The sequence below is a fragment of the Kosakonia sp. H7A genome, from assembly GCF_003028445.1.
In the GTDB taxonomy this organism is placed as follows: Bacteria; Pseudomonadota; Gammaproteobacteria; order Enterobacterales; family Enterobacteriaceae; genus Kosakonia; species Kosakonia radicincitans.
In genome coordinates this window covers 925926-944741 of sequence record NZ_PYTZ01000001.1, presented here as the reverse complement: position 1 = coordinate 944741, position 18816 = coordinate 925926, and the positions used below count along the sequence as shown (strand labels likewise).

At 54.2% G+C, this 18816-nt stretch carries 22 protein-coding genes; 13 read left to right on the top strand and 9 right to left on the bottom strand.

What is annotated here, in order from left to right; genetic code table 11:
* The first annotated feature begins 35 nt into the window (after positions 1-35).
* Positions 36-578, top strand: coding sequence for a TetR/AcrR family transcriptional regulator (locus tag CWM66_RS04385; RefSeq protein WP_035885885.1), 543 nt, complete (start codon positions 36-38; stop codon positions 576-578).
* On the opposite strand, the gene CWM66_RS04380 is transcribed toward CWM66_RS04385, so the two are convergent.
* Entirely contained in the window at positions 549-1298 is a 750-nt protein-coding gene (locus CWM66_RS04380) for a 2-phosphosulfolactate phosphatase (RefSeq protein WP_369878857.1), read from the bottom strand. The genes CWM66_RS04385 and CWM66_RS04380 overlap by 30 nt on opposite strands.
* Positions 1299-1345: 47 nt before the next feature.
* On the opposite strand from CWM66_RS04380, the gene CWM66_RS28700 reads away from it, so the two are divergent.
* Complete coding sequence (locus CWM66_RS28700) at positions 1346-1603, top strand: hypothetical protein (protein WP_146159921.1); 258 nt, start codon at positions 1346-1348, stop codon at positions 1601-1603.
* Positions 1563-2552, top strand: a complete 990-nt coding sequence (locus CWM66_RS04375; RefSeq protein ID WP_090397184.1) for an alpha/beta hydrolase — start codon at positions 1563-1565, stop codon at positions 2550-2552. Before CWM66_RS28700 ends, CWM66_RS04375 begins: the two co-directional genes overlap by 41 nt.
* A gap of 240 nt (positions 2553-2792) precedes the next feature.
* Here the strand turns inward: CWM66_RS04375 and CWM66_RS04370 are convergent, their stop codons facing one another.
* The gene (locus CWM66_RS04370; RefSeq protein ID WP_035885883.1) at positions 2793-4478 is read right to left on the bottom strand and encodes an aspartate:alanine antiporter; all 1686 of its coding nucleotides are present in this window, start codon (positions 4476-4478) and stop codon (positions 2793-2795) included.
* A gap of 274 nt (positions 4479-4752) precedes the next feature.
* Here CWM66_RS04370 and ybjM point away from each other — a divergent pair, with 274 nt between their 5' ends.
* Positions 4753-5112, top strand: a complete 360-nt coding sequence (gene ybjM / locus CWM66_RS04365) for an inner membrane protein YbjM (RefSeq protein ID WP_035885882.1) — start codon at positions 4753-4755, stop codon at positions 5110-5112.
* A gap of 33 nt (positions 5113-5145) precedes the next feature.
* Here the strand turns inward: ybjM and CWM66_RS04360 are convergent, their stop codons facing one another.
* Positions 5146-5409: a GrxA family glutaredoxin gene (locus CWM66_RS04360; RefSeq protein ID WP_007374085.1), complete on the bottom strand. Its 264-nt coding sequence runs from the start codon at positions 5407-5409 to the stop codon at positions 5146-5148.
* Positions 5410-5586: 177 nt separating this feature from the next.
* Here CWM66_RS04360 and nfsA point away from each other — a divergent pair, with 177 nt between their 5' ends.
* The 9 genes from nfsA (at position 5587) to rlmC (ending at position 14111) form a co-directional block, all read left to right on the top strand.
* A complete protein-coding gene (nfsA, locus tag CWM66_RS04355) occupies positions 5587-6309 on the top strand; it encodes an oxygen-insensitive NADPH nitroreductase (RefSeq protein WP_107146271.1) in 723 nt (240 codons plus the stop codon).
* A gap of 72 nt (positions 6310-6381) precedes the next feature.
* Positions 6382-7284 (top strand): 30S ribosomal protein S6--L-glutamate ligase, encoded by a 903-nt coding sequence (rimK, locus tag CWM66_RS04350; protein ID WP_107146270.1) that lies wholly within the window; start codon positions 6382-6384, stop codon positions 7282-7284.
* An 84-nt stretch (positions 7285-7368) separates the two neighbouring features.
* Positions 7369-7854 (top strand): YbjN domain-containing protein, encoded by a 486-nt coding sequence (locus CWM66_RS04345; RefSeq protein WP_007374088.1) that lies wholly within the window; start codon positions 7369-7371, stop codon positions 7852-7854.
* Between the two features lie 351 nt (positions 7855-8205).
* A complete protein-coding gene (gene potF, locus CWM66_RS04340) occupies positions 8206-9318 on the top strand; it encodes a spermidine/putrescine ABC transporter substrate-binding protein PotF (protein ID WP_007374089.1) in 1113 nt (370 codons plus the stop codon).
* Between the two features lie 140 nt (positions 9319-9458).
* Positions 9459-10592: a putrescine ABC transporter ATP-binding subunit PotG gene (gene potG, locus CWM66_RS04335; protein ID WP_007374090.1), complete on the top strand. Its 1134-nt coding sequence runs from the start codon at positions 9459-9461 to the stop codon at positions 10590-10592.
* A gap of 9 nt (positions 10593-10601) precedes the next feature.
* Entirely contained in the window at positions 10602-11555 is a 954-nt protein-coding gene (gene potH / locus CWM66_RS04330; protein ID WP_007374091.1) for a putrescine ABC transporter permease PotH, read from the top strand.
* A complete protein-coding gene (potI, locus tag CWM66_RS04325; protein WP_007374092.1) occupies positions 11552-12406 on the top strand; it encodes a putrescine ABC transporter permease PotI in 855 nt (284 codons plus the stop codon). The genes potH and potI overlap by 4 nt, the downstream gene beginning before the upstream one ends.
* A 116-nt stretch (positions 12407-12522) precedes the next feature.
* Positions 12523-12942: a YbjO family protein gene (locus CWM66_RS04320; RefSeq protein ID WP_090474329.1), complete on the top strand. Its 420-nt coding sequence runs from the start codon at positions 12523-12525 to the stop codon at positions 12940-12942.
* Between the two features lie 41 nt (positions 12943-12983).
* Positions 12984-14111, top strand: coding sequence for a 23S rRNA (uracil(747)-C(5))-methyltransferase RlmC (gene rlmC, locus CWM66_RS04315; RefSeq protein ID WP_035885880.1), 1128 nt, complete (start codon positions 12984-12986; stop codon positions 14109-14111).
* A 109-nt stretch (positions 14112-14220) separates the two neighbouring features.
* Here rlmC and artJ read toward each other — a convergent pair whose 3' ends face one another.
* From artJ to CWM66_RS04285, 6 genes are all read right to left on the bottom strand, one after another.
* Complete coding sequence (gene artJ, locus CWM66_RS04310) at positions 14221-14955, bottom strand: arginine ABC transporter substrate-binding protein ArtJ (protein ID WP_007374097.1); 735 nt, start codon at positions 14953-14955, stop codon at positions 14221-14223.
* A gap of 170 nt (positions 14956-15125) precedes the next feature.
* Positions 15126-15794, bottom strand: coding sequence for an arginine ABC transporter permease ArtM (gene artM, locus CWM66_RS04305; protein ID WP_007374098.1), 669 nt, complete (start codon positions 15792-15794; stop codon positions 15126-15128).
* Positions 15794-16510 carry an arginine ABC transporter permease ArtQ gene (gene artQ, locus CWM66_RS04300; RefSeq protein ID WP_107146269.1) on the bottom strand — a complete coding sequence of 239 codons (717 nt, stop codon included), beginning with the start codon at positions 16508-16510 and terminating at the stop codon, positions 15794-15796. The genes artM and artQ overlap by 1 nt, the downstream gene beginning before the upstream one ends.
* 6 nt (positions 16511-16516) lie before the next feature.
* Positions 16517-17248, bottom strand: coding sequence for an arginine ABC transporter substrate-binding protein ArtI (artI, locus tag CWM66_RS04295; protein WP_035885879.1), 732 nt, complete (start codon positions 17246-17248; stop codon positions 16517-16519).
* 19 nt (positions 17249-17267) lie between these two features.
* Complete coding sequence (gene artP / locus CWM66_RS04290; RefSeq protein ID WP_007374101.1) at positions 17268-17996, bottom strand: arginine ABC transporter ATP-binding protein ArtP; 729 nt, start codon at positions 17994-17996, stop codon at positions 17268-17270.
* 208 nt (positions 17997-18204) lie between these two features.
* Positions 18205-18720, bottom strand: coding sequence for a lipoprotein (locus CWM66_RS04285; RefSeq protein ID WP_007374102.1), 516 nt, complete (start codon positions 18718-18720; stop codon positions 18205-18207).
* Between the last annotated feature and the right edge of the window lie 96 nt (positions 18721-18816).

Sequence of the window (18816 nt, the reverse complement as noted above, 5' to 3'; positions counted from 1 at the left end):
AGTGTACATTTGTACATAAATCAGTGAGAGGATCTATGGCACGACGACCGAACGACCCGCAGCGGCGCGACCGCATTCTTGAAGCGACGTTGGACACCATCGCCGAATGCGGCATCCAGGCGGTAACCCACCGCAAAATCGCCAGCTGTGCGGATGTGCCGCTCGGCTCGATGACCTACTATTTCTCCGGCATTGACGCGCTGCTGGAAGAGGCATTCAGCCGTTTTACCGGGCAGATGTCGGCGCAGTACGCCGCTTTCTTTGACGGTGTTGATAGCCCGGCGCGGGCCTGTGATGCGGTCACGGATCTGATTTACGGCGCGCAGGTTACCACCGCGCGCAATATGGAACTGATGTACCAGCTTTACGCCTTTATGAGCCGCCAGCCGGTGCTGAAAAGCGTGATGCAAAACTGGATGCGTTCCAGCCAGACAACCCTTGAACGCTGGTTTGATCCGATCACGGCGCGCGCACTGGACGCCTTTATCGAAGGGATGACGCTGCACTTTGTGACCGACAGGCAACCGCTGAGCCGCGAAGAGATCCGCCTAATAATTGGCCGGATCGCCGGGCTCTGAGCGGTATGCGTTATCCTGCAACCGGCAGGCGCGGCGGCTGACATCCAGCGCCAGGCACAGCGCGACATCGCGGGCAAAACCTCGCTCCTGAAGCTCTCTTGCTGAGGCGCAGTGATGCAAATCAGCGAGGCTGCTTTCACGAAATGCCGCGGCTGCGGCTTGTGCTTCCGGCGAAAGATGGCGTTTGCCGAGGGCGGCAATAATCGCTCCCGCCGCCAGATAATCTTCTACCGCCGGGCGCAGGCTACCATCCGGCCAGCGCTCTCCGGCCGGGATCAGCAAAATACGTTGAAAACCGGCGCAGGCTTGTGCGGTGGCGGTCCGGTTACGAAAGCAGCCGCTAAATACCGCCGCGCCACAGTCGCGCGCTTTGAAGGCGATCGTCGAACCGTTCGGCGAGGGCAGCACCAGCCGGTGCCCGGCGGGAATATCGCGCAATGAAGTGGGTGAGAGCGTATAGCGCTCGCCGCTGAACGTGCGCTCGAAACTGGCGACATCGGCACCATTCTCCTGGGCGTAGCGCAGCGCGCTGTCATCTTTCCACGGCCATGGATAGATAAGTGCGTCGTTATCATTTGCCAGGCTGACGCAGGTGGAAAACGACATCACATCGACAATCACCACGCAATCGGCTTCGTGCGCCAGATGTTCCGCTGCCGCTAACCCCCACTCCAGCCGCACGTCAAACGGGTTTTGGTTGAACCAGGCGTTGCTCATCATGGGAGGCCTCTGTGAGTTGTGGTCCAGTAATAAAGCAGAATCGCGCGATGAAAAACAATCCGCTGGCGATTTCTCTGGAAAAGGTCTGCATATATTCATCTAAAATTCAGATGAATTTCATTCACTTATTGGGTTTGACGTTAAAAAAATCGCTGGTAACGTTTGTGTCGACCATTCCCGCTTTGCCCACTCTCGCTTATTTTTTTAATGAGAATGGAGAGGTGCATAATGCGAGGTCGATTCACGGTAGCGGGGTGGTTTCTGATGGCGAGTATTTCGGGTTCGGCATTGGCTGCCAGCCATGAGCTGGCGGGTAATACGCCCGGCGCGGAGGTTATTAATGTTGAAAAATCCCGCGGGCAGATCGATTTACTGAGCAATATCGTTTACAGCCAGATTCGGAATGTGCGTTCCGTTCGCCAGTTAAACATGTCGCTACTGGTTCCGCGCACCAGCGCGCTGAAACCAGCCATCGTCTACTTTCCCGGAGGCGGTTTTACTTCCGCCGATTACGATAAATTTATTGAAATGCGTATAGCGCTGGCGGAAGCGGGGTTTGTTGTCGCCGCGGCGGAGTACCGTGTTGTGCCGAATACTTTCCCGGCGCCGCTGGAAGATGGTAAAGCCGCAGTGCGTTATTTGCGCGCACATGCGAAGGAGTACAACATCGATCCGCAACGAATCGGTGTGTTGGGGGATTCCGCTGGTGGCTGGCTGGCCCAGATGCTCGGCACCACCAACAATCTAAAAACCTTCGATACCGGCGATAACACCGATCAATCGTCGGCAGTGCAGGCGGTTGCGACGTTATATGGCATTTCAAACTTGCTGAATATCGGTGAAGGATTCCCGCAAGAGATCCAGCAAGTGCATCGTTCCCCGGCGGTCACCGAATCGCTGTTGGTGAACGGCGCGGCGTTCAGGAATTTCCCCGGCGCGACCATCGACAGCGATAAACAAAAAGCGCTGAATGCCAGCCCGATGGGGCATATCAGCGGTAATGAGCCACCGTTCCTTATCATGCACGGCAGCGCCGACACGCTGGTGTCGCCGGAGCAGAGCGCGCAGCTTTACAATGCGCTGAAAGAGAAACATGACAAGGCGAAATACATTCTGGTCAAGGGCGCGGAGCATGGTGATATTTCCTGGTTCCAGCCTGCGGTGATCAAAACGGTGGTCGAATGGTTCAAGCAGACACTGGGCGCGCCTAACGGTGAAGGTAAAGCGGCAAGCGGTAAAGATAATAACCTGTAAGCGGAGTAATCAAGGCCACCGGAGCGCGGTGAGATTTCAGAAAACGAAATCCGCAGAGCAGGGCTGAATGTCTTAGGGAGTGAATTCCAGGCAACAAAAAACCCATCAACCTTGAACCAAAATGGCGGGGTTGATGGGCTCCACAAAATGGGGACATCAAAGAAAAGCAGTGGCACTAGTTATGACTGACACCCCAGAAAAAAGTTCTGCGCATAACTGAAATATTTTTCAGCTTAGGAGTTATCCGAGTCCCGGCCAGATGATGATAATCAGCGTCCCCGCCAGGGTTAACAACACGTTGGCAATCGCGTAGGTTCCGGCGTAGCCCAGCGCCGGGATATTGCTGCGCGCGGTATCGCTGATGATCTCCATGGCGGGCGCGCAGGTACGTGCGCCCATCATCGCGCCAAAGAGCAGAGCGCGGTTCATTTTCAGCACGTAAGCGCCGAACAGGAAACAGATCAGCACCGGAACGAGGCTTACGATCAACCCGGCAATCAGCATCTGCCCGCCGACGGCGCCCAGACCATGACCAATGCCGCTACCGGCGCTTAAGCCGACACCCGCCATAAACACCATCAGGCCAAACTCTTTCACCATCATCAGCGCACCCTGCGGGATATAGCCGAACGTCGGGTGGTTCGCACGCAGGAAGCCAAGCATGATACCGGCAAACAGCAGACCGGCGGCATTACCCACGCCAAAACTGAACGAGCTGAACTGGAAGGTGATCATGCCGATCATCAGGCCAACAATAAAGAAGGCGCAGAAGGCGAGCAGATCGGTCACCTGGCTGTGAATCGAGATAAAGCCGATACGGTCGGCAATGGTTTTCACCCGGCGGGCATCGCCACTGATTTGCAGCACGTCGCCTTTATTGAGCACGATATTGTCGTCGATCGGCATCTCAATCTGGCTACGGATCACGCGGTTAAGAAAGCAACCGTGATCGGTCAGTTTTAACTGTGCAAGACGGCGGCCAACCACATTGTGGTTCTTCACCACAACTTCTTCCGTCACGATGCGCATATCCAGCAGATCGCGATCGAACACCTCTTTACCGTTACGGAAACTGGGATCGAGGCGTGCATGTGCGTCCGGGTAACCGACCAGCGAGATCTCATCGCCCATTTGCAGCACCGCGTCACCGTCCGGACTGGCGAGAATGCCGTTGCGGCGAATACGCTCAATATAACAACCGGTCTGGCGATAGATCCCCAGCTCGCGCAGGTTCTTGCCGTCAGCCCAGGCCACCAGCTCCGGCCCGACGCGGTAAGCGCGGATCACCGGCAGATACACTTTGCGATGGGCATCAGTATCGAGGCCGCGTTCGCGAGCGATCTGTTGGGCGCTGGTTTGCAGATCCTGGTGTTGCAGCTTCGGCAAATAACGCGCGCCGAAAATCAGGCTGACCAGACCAATCAGGTAGGTTAACGCGTAGCCAAGGCTGAGGTTATCCAGCGCGCTGGCAAGATTACCGCTCTCCATCGAAGCATGGCGCAGTGTATCGCCAGCGCCGACCAGAACCGGGGTTGAGGTCATCGAACCTGCCAGCATCCCGGCGGTGAGGCCAATATCCCAGCCGAACAATTTTCCCAGCCCTAAAGCAATTAATAGCGCACTGCCAACTAATACCAGCGCGAGCATCAGATAATTCTTACCGTCGCGAAAAAAAATCGAAAAAAAGTTGGGACCGGCTTCAACACCCACACAAAAAATAAACAGCATAAAGCCAAGATTTAATGCATCTGTGTTTATGCTGAAATGCTGCTGACCTAATAATAACGAAACGACTAAAACGCCAATGGAATTACCGAGTTGTACCGAACCCAGACGTAATTTACCAAGACAAAGGCCGAGTGCCAGTACGACAAACAATAACAGTATGTAATTCCCGTTTAACAAATCTGCGACGTTTATATTCACGGAGGCTAACTTCTTGTTTACTTGTAAGTTGTTGAAAGGAATGGTTATTTGAGCTAGTGTTTTGAATGTGCGCTGGCATTAAAAAGCGGTCTTGCACCATGCATTCTTCGCAAAACAAAAACAGGGCGATAGTTTAATCGGATTAGATTACAACGGCTAGTGAGAATCGCGTGTTTACGGCCAGGCCATTTCAGGTATGGATTGCCGTCACCCTTTATCTGTCCGGACATTCTTTTGAACGAACTGGTGTGTGATAGAGAGTCAGGAGGATTGTTTGAAGCTCAGGCGACGTCGGCTCGGTGTTATTTGTAGTTTTCTACTCTTTATTGCGGTATGCCTTTCTTTGGTTGTAAGCATGAAAGGGGATTTACCCGGTTCTGGTAAACCCGAAACAGGTTTGTTGTTTTTTATATTGCCCGGTATTGCCAGCGGCCTTGTTGCCCGTCGTCGCCGGGTGGTTATTGCGTTGCTGGGTGCGCTACTGGCGCTACCATTCTGCTATGTACTGATTCATCTGTTTCTGCTGCCGTCGCGTTCGGTCTGGCAGGAGTTGGCCTGGCTGTTCAGCGCGGTGTTCTGGTGTGGGATTGGCGGTCTGGCGTGTCTGTTTGTGGGCAGGATGTTCAGGCACTAAACGCCCCCGAAAGTGGGGGCGGGCGTCGGATCGTTATGCAAACAGGCCGAAATGCTGTTTGGCGTAGGCTTCAAAATCAGTGCAGCCGCCAATGTGTTGCTGGTCGAGGAAAATTTGCGGTACGGTTTCTACCGGTTTACCGACGGTTTTTTCCAGATCGGCTTTCGTGATTCCTTCTGCGTGAATATCGACATAGCGATAGTTGAAATCATCACGTTCGGCAGTCAGTTTTTCTGCCAGTTCTTTTGCGCGCACGCAGTACGGGCAGCCCGGGCGGCCAAAAATTACAGCAAACATACTCTCTCCTTAAACCTGAAGGTTAATGGTCGCTATCATGACCAACCCCCGGCCTGTTGGAAAGCAGGTTTTGCCTGTTGCATTAATCTCTGCAACCTTTCAGGACAATTTCGGTTTACTGCGATCCTGTGTCTCTGTCCTATACTCGGGGTCTTGTTTATACGGGGATTCTTCATCATGACACCAACGATTGACTTGCTGTGCGCCCATCGTTCCATTCGCCACTTTACCGATCAACCAGTCACACAGGAGCAGCGTGAAGCGATTATCGCCAGCGCGCAGGCGACCTCCAGCTCCAGCTTTTTACAATGCAGCTCGATTATTCGGATAACCGATAGGGCGATGCGTGAGCAACTGGTGACATTGACCGGCGGGCAGCAGCATGTCGCTCAGGCGGCTGAGTTCTGGGTGTTCTGCGCGGATTTCCATCGTAACTTTGAGATCAGCCCGGAAGCGAAACCCGGTCTTGCGGAACAGCTGCTGCTGGGTGTGGTGGATACCGCGCTGATGGCGCAAAACGCCTTTACGGCTGCGGAATCTCTGGGGCTTGGCGGTGTTTATATCGGCGGGATTCGTAACAATATCGAAGCGGTGGGTGAACTGTTACAGGTGCCAAAACATGTGCTGCCGCTGTTTGGCCTGTGCCTTGGCTGGCCGGCGGACGATCCGGGGTTAAAACCGCGGATGCCAGCGTCGCTGCTGGTGCATGAAAACCATTATCAGCCGCTGGATCGCGATGTGCTGGTGCAGTATGACGAAGAGATCGCTAACTACTATCTGACGCGTGGCAGCAATACGCGCCGCGATACGTGGAGCGATCATATCCGTCGCACGCTGATTAAAGAGAATCGTCCTTTTATTCTCGATTATTTGCATAAACAGGGATGGGCAACACGCTAATTCCCGTTCATCCTGCTCTTCGCTGCGTGTATGATACGCGAGCTTTAACGGCTCTTTTTAGCGAGGTGCAGGGTGAGAATTGCCATATTGTCCCGGGACGGAACGCTCTATTCATGTAAACGCCTGCGCGAAGCGGCTACGCAGCGCGGCCATCTGGTCGAAATTTTCGATCCACTCTCCTGTTACATGAATATCAGCCCTGCGGAATCGTCCATTCACTATAAAGGGCGTCAGCTCCCGCATTTTGATGCGGTGATCCCACGCATTGGCTCCGCCATTACCTTTTACGGTACGGCTGCGCTGCGCCAGTTTGAAATTCTGGGCAGCTATCCGCTCAATGAATCCGTCGCCATTACCCGCGCCAGAGATAAATTGCGCTCGCTGCAACTACTGGCACGCCAGGGGATCGATTTACCGGTGACCGGTATTGCGCATTCGCCGGATGACACCAGTGATCTGATCGATATGGTCGGCGGCGCGCCGCTGGTGGTAAAGCTGGTGGAAGGCACGCAGGGGATTGGCGTGGTGCTGGCGGAAACCCGCCAGGCGGCAGAAAGCGTGATTGACGCGTTTCGCGGCCTGAATGCGCATATCCTGGTGCAGGAGTTTATCGCCGAAGCCAAAGGGTGCGATGTCCGCTGTCTTGTTGTCGGCAATGAAGTGGTTGCGGCCATTGAACGCCGGGCGAAAGAGGGGGATTTTCGCTCCAACCTGCACCGCGGCGGGCAGGCGACTGTCGCCAACATCACGCTGCGCGAACGCGAAATCGCGCTGGCTGCTGCGCATACGCTGGGGCTGGATGTGGCGGGCGTGGATATTCTGCGCGCCAGTCGCGGGCCGCTGGTGATGGAAGTGAACGCGTCGCCGGGGCTGGAAGGCATCGAAAAGGCCACCGGCATCGATATCGCCGGGCGAATGATCCAGTGGATTGAGCGTCAGGCAACGCCTGGATTTTGCCTGAAAACAGGCGGCTAGGGCATTTCCCTGCGCTATTAATGGTGCCTGCCGTGCTTTTTGCGTAAGCTATGGGTAATTTTTTCAGTAAGAGAGTATTACGTTATGGATTCACTCGTCGTTCCTGGTCTGGACACGCTTCGTCACTGGCTCGACGAACTGGGCATCACTTTTTTTGAGTGTGATAACTGTCAGGCGCTGCACCTGCCGCATATGCAAAATTTTGATGGCGTGTTCGATGCGAAACTTGACCTGGTTAATGACATCATGCTGTTTACGGCGATGGCGGAAGTTAAACCTTCGGCGCTGCTGGCGCTGTCAGCGGATCTCTCTGCCATTAACGCCAGTTCGTTGACCGTAAAAGCGTTTCTCGATATTCAGGATGATAATCTGCCGAAGCTGGTGGTATGTCAGTCTTTATGCGTTGGGCCGGGAGTCACCTTCGAGCAGTTCGCCTGGTTTATGCGCCAGAGCGAGGAGCAGATTTCTATGGTGATTATGGAAGCCAACGCGCACCAGCTGCTGTTTCTTGCGACAGACAGCGAGGAAGAGGCCGTCATGGGCGACGCAACGCGCAATTTTCTCCACTGACTCTTTGCCGCAATTCATGCAGTCGCTGCCAGCGCGGCTGCAAAATAAATATTTTTATTCTGCTTTTAACCTTTCTTTAAAGAACTATTCACCGCAATTCCGGCGGTGAAGGCTTATCCCATAGACAGATCCTGCATAAAAAATTGATAAACCGCGTTTTTTAATCTGACCTATAGCCTCAAACCCTGGCTACAGTTATTCTTGCGCTGCTTACAACAGCATGCGGTGTCTGCCGGAAGAGTTTTCTCCTCCGAGGCTGTGCAGAGTGACAAAATATGCATGATTCTTGCATACCTTAAAATGCGTACATTTGGTTCGTATGTTAACGGGCTTTTCCAGAAGGAATGAGATATGACCGCCTTGAGCAAAAAATGGGTATCAGGTCTTGTCGCGGGTGCGTTGATGGCTGTCTCTGCCAGCACGCTCGCAGCCGAGCAAAAGACGCTGCATGTTTACAACTGGTCTGATTATATTGCGCCGGACACCGTCGCAAATTTCGAAAAAGAAACCGGTATTAAAGTCGTTTATGACGTGTTTGACTCCAACGAGGTGCTGGAAGGCAAATTGATGGCGGGCAGCACCGGCTTCGACCTGGTGGTGCCGTCGGCAAGCTTCCTTGAGCGCCAGCTGGCAGCCGGCGTGTTCCAGCCGCTGGATAAGAGCAAGCTGCCAAACTGGAAGAACCTCGATCCAGACGTGCTGAAAATGGTTGCCAAGCATGACCCGGGCAACAAATACGCCATGCCGTACCTGTGGGCGACCACCGGTATTGGTTATAACATCGATAAAGTTAAAGCTGCCCTGGGCAAAGATGCGCCGGTGAACAGTTGGGATCTGGTGCTGAAGCCGGAAAACCTGGAAAAACTGAAAAGCTGCGGCGTCTCTTTCCTCGATGCGCCGGAAGAGATTTTTGCCACCGTGCTGAACTACCTCGGCAAAGATCCGAACAGCAACAAAGCGGATGATTACACCGGTCCGGCAACGGATTTGCTGCTGAAGCTGCGTCCGAATATCCGTTATTTCCACTCTTCGCAATACATCAACGATCTGGCTAACGGCGACATCTGCGTGGCGATTGGTTGGGCAGGGGACGTATGGCAGGCCGCTAACCGCGCGAAAGAAGCGAAAAACGGCGTCAACGTGACCTACACCATTCCGAAAGAGGGCGCGCTGGCATTCTTTGACGTCTTCGCGATGCCTGCTGATGCGAAAAATAAAGATGAGGCTTATCAGTTCCTTAACTATCTGATGCGCCCGGATGTGATTGCTCATATCAGCGATCACGTGTTCTACGCGAACGGCAACAAAGCCTCTGTCCCACTGATCAGCGAAGAAGTGCGTAACAATCCGGCAATCTTCCCGCCGCCGGATGTCTTCGCCAAACTGTTTACGCTGAAAGTCCAGGATCCGAAGATTGACCGCGTAAGAACCCGCGCATGGACTAAAGTTAAAAGCGGCAAGTAAATCAATTACCTGACCGGTGATTTGAATGCACCAACATGGTGCGATTGCCCCAAAGCTGGACAGAGGTACTGCGCCTCTGTTCAGCCATTTGTAAGTCAACCTGTTGAAACAGGGTGATGTTTATGCCGGAGAGCACTGGATTGAACGACGCTATTCCCCGCCCGCAGGCGAAGAGCCGCAAGGATCTGACGCCGCTGCTTGAAATCCGCAATCTGACCAAATCGTTTGACGGCCAGCATGCCGTTGATGATGTCAGCCTCACTATCTACAAAGGCGAAATTTTTGCACTGCTAGGCGCGTCCGGCTGCGGCAAATCGACCTTGCTGCGTATGCTGGCCGGTTTTGAGCAGCCAACGCAGGGGCAAATTATGCTCGACGGCGTCGATCTGGCGCACGTGCCGCCATATCTGCGCCCCATCAATATGATGTTTCAGTCTTATGCCCTGTTCCCGCATATGACGGTTGAACAGAACATCGCGTTCGGGCTGAAACAGGACAAGTTGCCGAAAGCGGAAATTGCCAGCCGCGTGGCGGAGATGCTCAATCTGGTGCATATGAGCGAGTTCGCCAAACGTAAGCCGCATCAGCTTTCCGGCGGGCAACGTCAGCGCGTGGCGCTGGCGCGCAGTCTGGCGAAACGCCCGAAATTGCTGCTGCTGGATGAACCGATGGGCGCGCTGGATAAAAAACTGCGCGACCGCATGCAACTGGAAGTGGTGGATATCCTCGAGCGCGTTGGCGTGACCTGCGTAATGGTAACGCACGATCAGGAAGAGGCGATGACCATGGCTGGCCGTATCGCCATCATGAACCGTGGTAAATTCGTGCAGATTGGCGAGCCGGAAGAGATTTATGAGCATCCGACCACCCGCTACAGCGCTGAATTTATCGGCTCGGTCAATGTCTTCGAAGGGTTGCTGAAAGAGCGTCAGGATGATGGCCTGGTGGTCGAATCTCCTGGGCTGGTGCATCCGCTGAAGGTCGATCCGGATGCATCGGTGGTGGACAACGTGCCGGTGTACGTGGCGCTGCGCCCGGAAAAAATCATGCTCTGCGACGAGCCGCCAGCCGATGGCTACAACTTTGCCGTCGGCGAAGTGGTGCATATTGCCTACCTTGGCGACCTTTCTATTTATCACGTGCGTGTGCAAAGCGGGCAGATGATCAGCGCCCAGTTGCAAAACGCGCATCGCTACCGTAAAGGCGCGCCAACCTGGGGCGACGAAGTTCGTCTCTGTTGGGATGCCGATAGTTGTGTGGTTCTGACGGTTTAAGGAGCGGTGATGAGTACACTGGAGCCGCCGGCCCGCGTTGAAAAACCGGGCGGTTTAACACTGTGGCTGGCGCGTATGCAGATGCGCCACGGGCGTAAGTTGGTGATTGCGCTGCCCTATGTCTGGCTTATTTTGCTGTTTCTGCTGCCGTTTTTGATTGTCTTCAAAATCAGCCTTGCAGAGATGGCGCGCCAGATCCCGCCGTATACCGATCTGATTGAGTGGGCCGACAGCCAGCTTACGGTCACGCTGAATATCGGCAACTTCCTGCAACTGACCGACGATCCGCTCTATATCGAGGCGTACCTGCAATCGCTGGAAGTGGCGGCGATTTCCACGCTGTGCTGTTTGCTGCTTGGTTATCCGCTGGCCTGGGCGGTGGCGCACAGTAAGCCGTCAACGCGCAATATTCTGCTATTGCTGGTGATTCTGCCGTCGTGGACCTCGTTCCTGATCCGCGTGTACGCGTGGATGGGCATTTTGAAAAGCAACGGCGTGCTGAATAACTTCCTGATGTGGCTGGGCGTGATCGATCAGCCGCTGAATATTCTGCACACCAACCTGGCGGTCTATATTGGCATCGTTTACGCCTATCTGCCGTTTATGGTGCTGCCGATTTATACCGCGTTAACGCGTATCGACTATTCGCTGGTGGAAGCCTCGCTGGATCTCGGCGCGCGACCGCTGAAAACCTTCTTCAGCGTGATTGTGCCGCTGACCAAAGGCGGGATTATCGCCGGGTCGATGCTGGTGTTTATCCCGGCGGTGGGGGAGTTTGTGATCCCGGAACTGCTTGGAGGCCCGGACAGCATTATGATTGGGCGCGTGCTGTGGCAGGAGTTCTTTAATAACCGCGACTGGCCGGTGGCTTCTGCGGTGGCGGTGATCATGCTGTTGTTGCTGATTGTGCCGATCATGTGGTTCCACAAACATCAGCAGAAACAGGCGGGGGATCACGCATGAACAACTTACCGGTAGTGCGATCGCCGTGGCGTATCCTGATTCTGGTGCTTGGGTTCTCATTCCTGTATGCGCCAATGCTGATGTTGGTGATCTACTCGTTCAACAGTTCGAAGCTGGTCACGGTATGGGCGGGCTGGTCAACGCGCTGGTACGGCGAACTGTTCCATGATGATGCGATGATGAGCGCGGTGGGTTTAAGCCTGACCATTGCCGCCTGTGCGGCCACCATGGCGGCGATCCTCGGCACCATAGCCGCTGTTGTGATGGTGCGTTTTGGCCGCTTCCGTGGTTCCAACGGTTTTGCTTTTATGATCACTGCGCCGCTGGTGATGCCGGATGTGATTACCGGTCTGTCGCTGCTGCTGCTGTTTGTCGCCCTCGGGCATGCGATTGGCTGGCCTTCGGATCGCGGGATGTTAACCATCTGGTTGGCGCACGTCACGTTCTGTACTGCTTATGTGGCGGTGGTGATCTCCTCACGCCTGCGTGAACTCGATCGCTCGATTGAAGAGGCGGCGATGGATCTGGGCGCCACACCGCTGAAAGTCTTTTTTGTTATTACGCTGCCGATGATCATGCCTGCGGTGATCTCCGGCTGGCTGCTGGCCTTTACGCTGTCGCTGGATGATTTGGTGATCGCCAGCTTTGTCTCCGGGCCGGGCGCGACAACGTTGCCGATGCTGGTCTTCTCCAGTGTGCGCATGGGGGTGAACCCGGAAATCAACGCGCTGGCGACGCTGATCCTTGGCGTGGTCGGGATTGTTGGTTTAATCGCCTGGTATCTGATGGCGCGCACGGAAAAGCAGCGGATTCGCGATATCCAGCGTGCAAGACAAGATCATTCTCATTAAAATCGGGAAATTGTGTCGCTGATGCCGCGCTTGTCGCGGCATTTTTTCACAGGGAAATCACAGGATTGGGCTTCTTTAAGAAAACCACTCATCACGCGAAACTGAATGTACCCGCGATGGTGCAGGTGGCGGCTATTGCCATCATCACCATTCGCTGTGTCGATGTGCTGATGGTGCTCAATGTACTGGGCGGACGCGGTATTATCGATTTTGTCCAGCGCAGCGCACAGACCTGGGCGCTGACGCTGATTTTTCTCGGCAGCCTGTTGCTGGTGTTTATCGAGATCCTTTGTGCGTTTTCGGTAGTGAAAGGGCGCAACTGGGCGCGCTGGCTCTATCTTCTGACGCAGCTTATCGCTACCGGCTATTTGTGGGCCGCCTCGCTCGGCTATGGTTATCCGGAGCTGTTCAGTATTGCCGGTGGATCGCGCCGGGAGATTTTCCGTTCGCTGATGCTGCAAAAACTGCCTGATATGCTGGTGCTGTTCCTGCTGTTTATCCCCACGCCCAGTCGACGCTTTTTCCGCCTGCAATAACGGTGGTACAATCCCGGCCCCGCAAAACGAAAGGCTTTATTATGCAGTGCGCTCTCTACGATGCTGGTCGCTGTCGCTCCTGTCAGTGGATCGAACAACCGCTTGCCACCCAGCTTACCGCTAAGATGGACGATCTCCGTCACCTGCTGGCAGGGTTGCCGGTGGCAGAGTGGCGCACGCCGGTGAGTGGCCCGGAGCAGGGGTTTCGCAATAAAGCCAAAATGGTGGTCAGCGGCAGCGTAGAAAAACCGCTGCTCGGTATGCTGCACCGCGACGGTACGCCGGAAGATCTCACTGATTGCCCGCTCTATCCCGACTCTTTTGCCCCGGTTTTTGCTGCGCTTAAACCCTTTATTGCCCGCGCGGGGTTAACGCCCTACAACGTGACACGCAAGCGCGGCGAACTGAAATACCTGCTGCTGACCGAAAGCCAGCAGGATGGCGGCATGATGCTGCGTTTTGTATTGCGTTCCGAAGTTAAGCTGGCGCAACTGCGCGCCGCGCTGCCGTGGTTGCAGGCGCAATTACCGCAGTTAAAGGTTATTTCGGTAAATATTCAGCCGGTGCATATGGCGATCATGGAAGGGGAGACGGAGATTTTCCTCACCGAACAGCAGGCGCTGGCGGAAAATTTCAATGGTGTGCCGCTGTGGATCCGCCCACAAAGCTTCTTCCAGACTAACCCTGCCGTCGCCAGCGCGCTGTACGCCACCGCCCGTGACTGGGTGCGTGCTTTACCGGTCGCGCATATGTGGGATCTGTTCTGCGGCGTTGGCGGTTTTGGTCTGCACTGCGCTACACCTGAAATGCGGCTGACCGGCATCGAGATCGCCCCGGAAGCGATCGCCTGCGCAACGCAGTCGGCGCAGGTGCTGGGATTGCATAATTTGCATTTTCAGGCGCTCGATTCTACACAGTTCGCCACTGCGCAACAGGACGTGCCGGATCTGGTACTGGTTAACCCACCGCGACGCGGCATCGGGGCGGAATTATGCGACTACTTAAGCCGTATGGCGCCGCCTTTTATCGTCTATTCAAGCTGTAATGCGCAATCAATGGCGAAAGATATTCGACAGCTTCCAGGCTATCGCATCGAACGCGTGCAACTGTTTGATATGTTTCCGCATACCGCGCATTACGAGGTGTTGACGCTGTTGGTTAAGCAATAAAAAAGCCGCGCAAGCGGCTTTTTTATAATCTTATGGCTTCGTCTTATCCGAATGACAGATGAGAAGTCCGTTGATCTGGTAAGCGCGACGCTACCGGGCAAGGCTGCACTTACTGCGGGAACCACTGGTTGCTGATTTTCTGGTACGTACCGTCAGCTTTGATCGCTTTCAGGGCGGTATTCAGTTTTTCCAGTAGCGCCTTGTTTTCCGGGCGAACAGCAATGCCGAGGCCGGTGCCGAAATATTGCGGATCGGTCACTTTCGGTGTTGCAACGCCAAGCTGCGGGTTGGTTTTCAGCCACTCATTAACCACTGCGGTATCACCAAACACGCCATCGATACGGCCATTTTTCAGGTCGATAATCGCGTTCTGATAGCTGTCATAAGCCACGGTTTTCACTTCCGGGTGCTTATCCTGCAAATATTTCTGATGCGTGGTGCCGTTTTCCATACCGATGCGTTTACCTTTCAAATCGTCGAAAGATTTAAACGCGTCTTTTTTCGCAATCACCACGGCGGAGTTCGCGTAGTACGGATCGGTGAAAGAGACCTGTTTGGCGCGCTCTGGCGTAATATCCATACCGGAGATCACCGCATCATATTTTCTGAATTTCAGCGATGGGATCAGGCTGTCAAACGCGTGGTTAGTGAAGGTGCAGTCTGCCTGCATCTGTTTGCACAGCGCATTTGCCAGGTCGATATCAAAACCGACGATTTTATTGTTCGCGTCCAGCGATTCAAACGGCGGGTAAGTGGCGGAAACGCCGAAATTGATTTTATCAGCAGCAGAGGCGCTTGCAGCGAAAGTCGCGATCAGGGCGGCGGCCAGCATCAGTTTTTTCATTTTCGAACTCCTGTCGATCAATCTTATTGTTTTTGCCGTGTCTTCAGCATGGCGTTTACGATGCCATTAATTGAATGTATATGCAATAAAAATGCTTAAATATATTTTATTGGATATAAAAAAGGCGAGATATTAAAGCATTATCTCGCCGTTGATTATTATTTATGCAATTAGCTGCGGCGTTCGAAAGCCAGCGCTTTGCGTTCAATCAGGCGCATCATTAGCGTCAACAGACCGTTCACCACCAGATAAATCAACCCGGCTGCGCCAAACACCATTACGTCATAGGTGCGGCCGTAAAGCAGTTGGCCGTGCCCCATCACCTCCATCAACGTGATGGTGTAAGCCAGCGATGTACTTTTAAACACCAGCACCACTTCGTTGGAATAGGACGAAAGGGCGCGTTTAAAGGCATAAGGCAGCAGGATCGCCAGCGTGTCTTTCTTGCTCATGCCTAGCGCGCCGCAGGATTGCCATTGACCTTGCGGAATCGCGCGGATCGCGCCGTAAAACAGCTGCGTGGTATACGCCGCACTGTTCAGTGACAGCGCCAGCAGCGCACACAGCCACGGCTGCGACAGCAGATGCCAGATGAACGGATAGTTCTGCAACGACGGGAACTGGCCGGGGCCGTAGTAAATCAGGAAGATCTGCACCAGCAGCGGCGTACCGGTAAACAGCGTGATATAGCCGCGTACGATGTGCGTCAGCACCGGCGTTTTCAACGTCAGTATGACGGTAAACAGTAGCGACAAGATCAGCGCCACAATCAGTGACGCGATGGTCAGCGTCAGGCTGGTATGCAGGCCTTTAAACAGCTCTGGTAAATAGGCAAGCATTATCCCGGCCTCCGTTCAAAGCGCGTCGCACGCAGGTCAATACGTTTGAGGATCCACTGGCTGAACAGAGTGATCACCAGGTAAATCGCCGCCGCCACAATGTACCAGGTGAAAGGCTCCTGAGTACGGGTCGCAATGCTTTTGGTTTGCAACATCAGATCGTTAACGCTGATCAGCGACACCAGCGCGGTATCTTTCAACAGCACCAGCCACTGGTTACCCAGACCCGGCAGCGCATGGCGCCACATTTGCGGCATCACCAGACGGAAGAAGATCGCTCCTTTCGACAGACCGAGCGCCTGGCCGGATTCCCGCTGACCGTCCGGCACAGCTTTTAATGCACCGCGCAGGGTTTGTGAGGCGTAAGCCGAATAGAGCAGAGAGAGCGCGATTACGCCGCACAGAAACGGGCTGACATCGAAGTTTTCAATCTGTACCTGCACCGGGATTTGCACCACGCCCAGATTGATGGTGAAACCATCAGAGAGCGTCAGCAGTAGCTGCGAGGCACCGAAATAGATAAACAGCACCACGAGGATTTCCGGCAGGCCGCGCAGCAGCGTGACCAACGCGGTACCGATCCATGCAATAGGACGCCACTTAATGGACTCCCAAACGGCAAAGATCATCGCCAGCACCAGGCCGATGAGCAGCGCACAAACGGCAAGGCCGACGGTCATCCCGGCGGCGCTTGCTAATGGAAACATTTCGTTCATTAAGGATTACTTCTGGAACCATTTGCTGTAGATGGCCTGGTAAGTCCCATCTTTCTTCACTTTTTCCAGCGCAGCGTTGAATTTCTGCTGCAATTCAGTGTTGCCCTGGCGTACGGCGATACCCAGACCGGTACCGAAGTACTCTTTGTCCGTCACTTTATCGCCTACTGCTGCCAGTTTGGCATCGGCTTTCAGCCATTCGGTGACCACTGCGGTGTCACCAAAGACAGCATCAATACGGCCGTTTTGCAGATCCAGACGCGCGTTCTGGTAGCTGTCGTAAGGCACGGTGGTGATTTCCGGGTGTTTATCGTTGATGAATTTCTGGTGTGTGGTGCCGTTCTGCACGCCAACACGTTTGCCTTTCAGCTGATCGATGCTGGTGAATTTACCCTGCTGGCCGACGAACAGCGCAGAGTTGTCGTAGTACGGTGTGGTAAACAGAACCTGTTTTTCACGCTCTGGCGTGATATCCATACCGGCCATTACCGCGTCAAAACGGCGGAATTTCAGGCTCGGGATCAGGCTGTCAAAGGCCTGGTTGGTAAAGGTACAGGTCGCATCGATCTCTTTACACAATGCATTCGCCAGATCCACATCAAAGCCGACGATCTTGTTGTTGGCATCGGTGGATTCAAACGGAGGGTAGCTCGCTTCTGTCGCAAAACGAATGGTCTGGGCTGCTGTAGCGCTAAGGCTGATGCTGGCAAGTAGTGCGGCAATCAGTACTTTTTTCATTGTCTTTATTCCCGAGTCTTCAGTGAGATAGGTAGTATTTAAACGCATCGGTCTGCGGCGCGGCAAAGCAGCTGGCATCCCCTTGCTCAACAATGTGACCGTTTTCCATATACACCACGCGGCTGGCGGTTTTGCGCGCCACTTCCACTTCGTGGGTCACGATGACCTGCGTAATGCCGGTTTCCGACAGTTCGCGAATGATGCTGACAATTTGCGCGGTGATTTCCGGATCGAGTGCGGCGGTAGGTTCATCAAACAGCAGAACCTGCGGCTCCATCATCAGCGCACGGGCGATGGCGACACGCTGCTGTTGTCCGCCGGACAGGTGCAGCGGATAGCGATCGCTATAAGGTTTAAGACGTAAACGCTCCAGCAGCTTTTCGGCGCGCGCCAGCGCCTGATCTTTGCTTAAACCGAGCACGCGGCACGGCGCTTCAATCAGGTTTTGTTGCACGGTCAGATGCGGCCAAAGATTATATTGCTGGAACACCATGCCCACGTTCTGGCGCAATTCACGAATCGCTTTATCTGACGGGGTTTTGGCAAAATCAAAATGGTTGCCTGCAATGCTTAACTGGCCGGAACGCGGCATTTCGAGCAGGTTGAGTACGCGCAACAGCGAACTTTTACCCGCACCGCTTGGGCCGAGCAGCACCAGAGTTTCACCCTGTGGGCAATCCAGTGTGATGTCGAAGAGCGCCTGGTGTGCGCCATAAAAGCAATTGATGCTGTTTAATTTAATACTCATCGAAGCAGTCTGATAGCAATTGAGGCCGCAAATAGTAACGTTGACAGAATAGTTATGCAATATTTGTGCGTTAAAACTTAAAAATAAACCAGGTTATGCGATAAAGTTAGCACAAAATACCGGGCGGTGAGGGAACCAGGCATAAATGTCGGCATTCCCCGGGGAATGCCAGACAATTTACGGGGGTTACCACATGTTGTGATAACCGTTAGCGATGTTCTACCGACTGGCGCAGCGTCCCGGCGGGCGCATGTACCGAGCCGCCCAGGTAGCGGACATCGTCCACCGCCCAGCACTGTCCTTCGCGGATCATCAGTACTTCATCCTGCCAGCTCTGGCTGCCCTGGCTTAGCGTTACGCGCAGCGGAATATTCCGCGCATCGCTATTAGGAATGGTGGAAGCGCTGGCGACGTCGGCATGATCGGCGGCAACGCTACGGCTGGAGAAGGGATCGGTTTTTAGCAACGCAGCGGTTTGCGGATCGCGGCTGGCGTTATTCAGCATTTTTGCCAGGTCGTCACTCAGGTATGGGCGCAATGCTGTCAGGTCGCTGCCCGGATGAGCGATGCGGTAGTCATAAAATTGTTGTGCAACGCTGTCCGGACCGCCTTCCACACACTGCCCGCTATGGGCGCCAATATCTTTATAGGCCGGGGTTACGGTGGTACAGGCGCTCAGCAGCAGCGCGCACGGCATTACAAGAGTCAAAACTGAATAGCGCATGTTGATTTCCTTATTTCTCTTCAGAAGACACGACCTTTCAAGAATAGTGTATTGATCTGATAATGTGTCTCGTAACGTGCGCAATCAAAAGGAGAA

Excerpts from the sequence above, each read along its gene's own strand:
- CWM66_RS04385 (WP_035885885.1), top strand. The coding sequence starts at position 36 with ATGGCACGACGACCGAACGACCCGCAGCGGCGCGACCGCATTCTTGAA.
- CWM66_RS04380 (WP_369878857.1), bottom strand. The coding sequence starts at position 1,298 with ATGATGAGCAACGCCTGGTTCAACCAAAACCCGTTTGACGTGCGGCTG.
- CWM66_RS28700 (WP_146159921.1), top strand. The coding sequence starts at position 1,346 with ATGAAAAACAATCCGCTGGCGATTTCTCTGGAAAAGGTCTGCATATAT.
- CWM66_RS04375 (WP_090397184.1), top strand. The coding sequence starts at position 1,563 with ATGGCGAGTATTTCGGGTTCGGCATTGGCTGCCAGCCATGAGCTGGCG.
- CWM66_RS04360 (WP_007374085.1), bottom strand. The coding sequence starts at position 5,409 with ATGTTTGCTGTAATTTTTGGCCGCCCGGGCTGCCCGTACTGCGTGCGC.
- nfsA (WP_107146271.1), top strand. The coding sequence starts at position 5,587 with ATGACACCAACGATTGACTTGCTGTGCGCCCATCGTTCCATTCGCCAC.
- CWM66_RS04345 (WP_007374088.1), top strand. The coding sequence starts at position 7,369 with ATGGATTCACTCGTCGTTCCTGGTCTGGACACGCTTCGTCACTGGCTC.
- potF (WP_007374089.1), top strand. The coding sequence starts at position 8,206 with ATGACCGCCTTGAGCAAAAAATGGGTATCAGGTCTTGTCGCGGGTGCG.
- potH (WP_007374091.1), top strand. The coding sequence starts at position 10,602 with ATGAGTACACTGGAGCCGCCGGCCCGCGTTGAAAAACCGGGCGGTTTA.
- potI (WP_007374092.1), top strand. The coding sequence starts at position 11,552 with ATGAACAACTTACCGGTAGTGCGATCGCCGTGGCGTATCCTGATTCTG.
- CWM66_RS04320 (WP_090474329.1), top strand. The coding sequence starts at position 12,523 with ATGGTGCAGGTGGCGGCTATTGCCATCATCACCATTCGCTGTGTCGAT.
- rlmC (WP_035885880.1), top strand. The coding sequence starts at position 12,984 with ATGCAGTGCGCTCTCTACGATGCTGGTCGCTGTCGCTCCTGTCAGTGG.
- artJ (WP_007374097.1), bottom strand. The coding sequence starts at position 14,955 with ATGAAAAAACTGATGCTGGCCGCCGCCCTGATCGCGACTTTCGCTGCA.
- artM (WP_007374098.1), bottom strand. The coding sequence starts at position 15,794 with ATGCTTGCCTATTTACCAGAGCTGTTTAAAGGCCTGCATACCAGCCTG.
- artQ (WP_107146269.1), bottom strand. The coding sequence starts at position 16,510 with ATGAACGAAATGTTTCCATTAGCAAGCGCCGCCGGGATGACCGTCGGC.
- artI (WP_035885879.1), bottom strand. The coding sequence starts at position 17,248 with ATGAAAAAAGTACTGATTGCCGCACTACTTGCCAGCATCAGCCTTAGC.
- artP (WP_007374101.1), bottom strand. The coding sequence starts at position 17,996 with ATGAGTATTAAATTAAACAGCATCAATTGCTTTTATGGCGCACACCAG.
- CWM66_RS04285 (WP_007374102.1), bottom strand. The coding sequence starts at position 18,720 with ATGCGCTATTCAGTTTTGACTCTTGTAATGCCGTGCGCGCTGCTGCTG.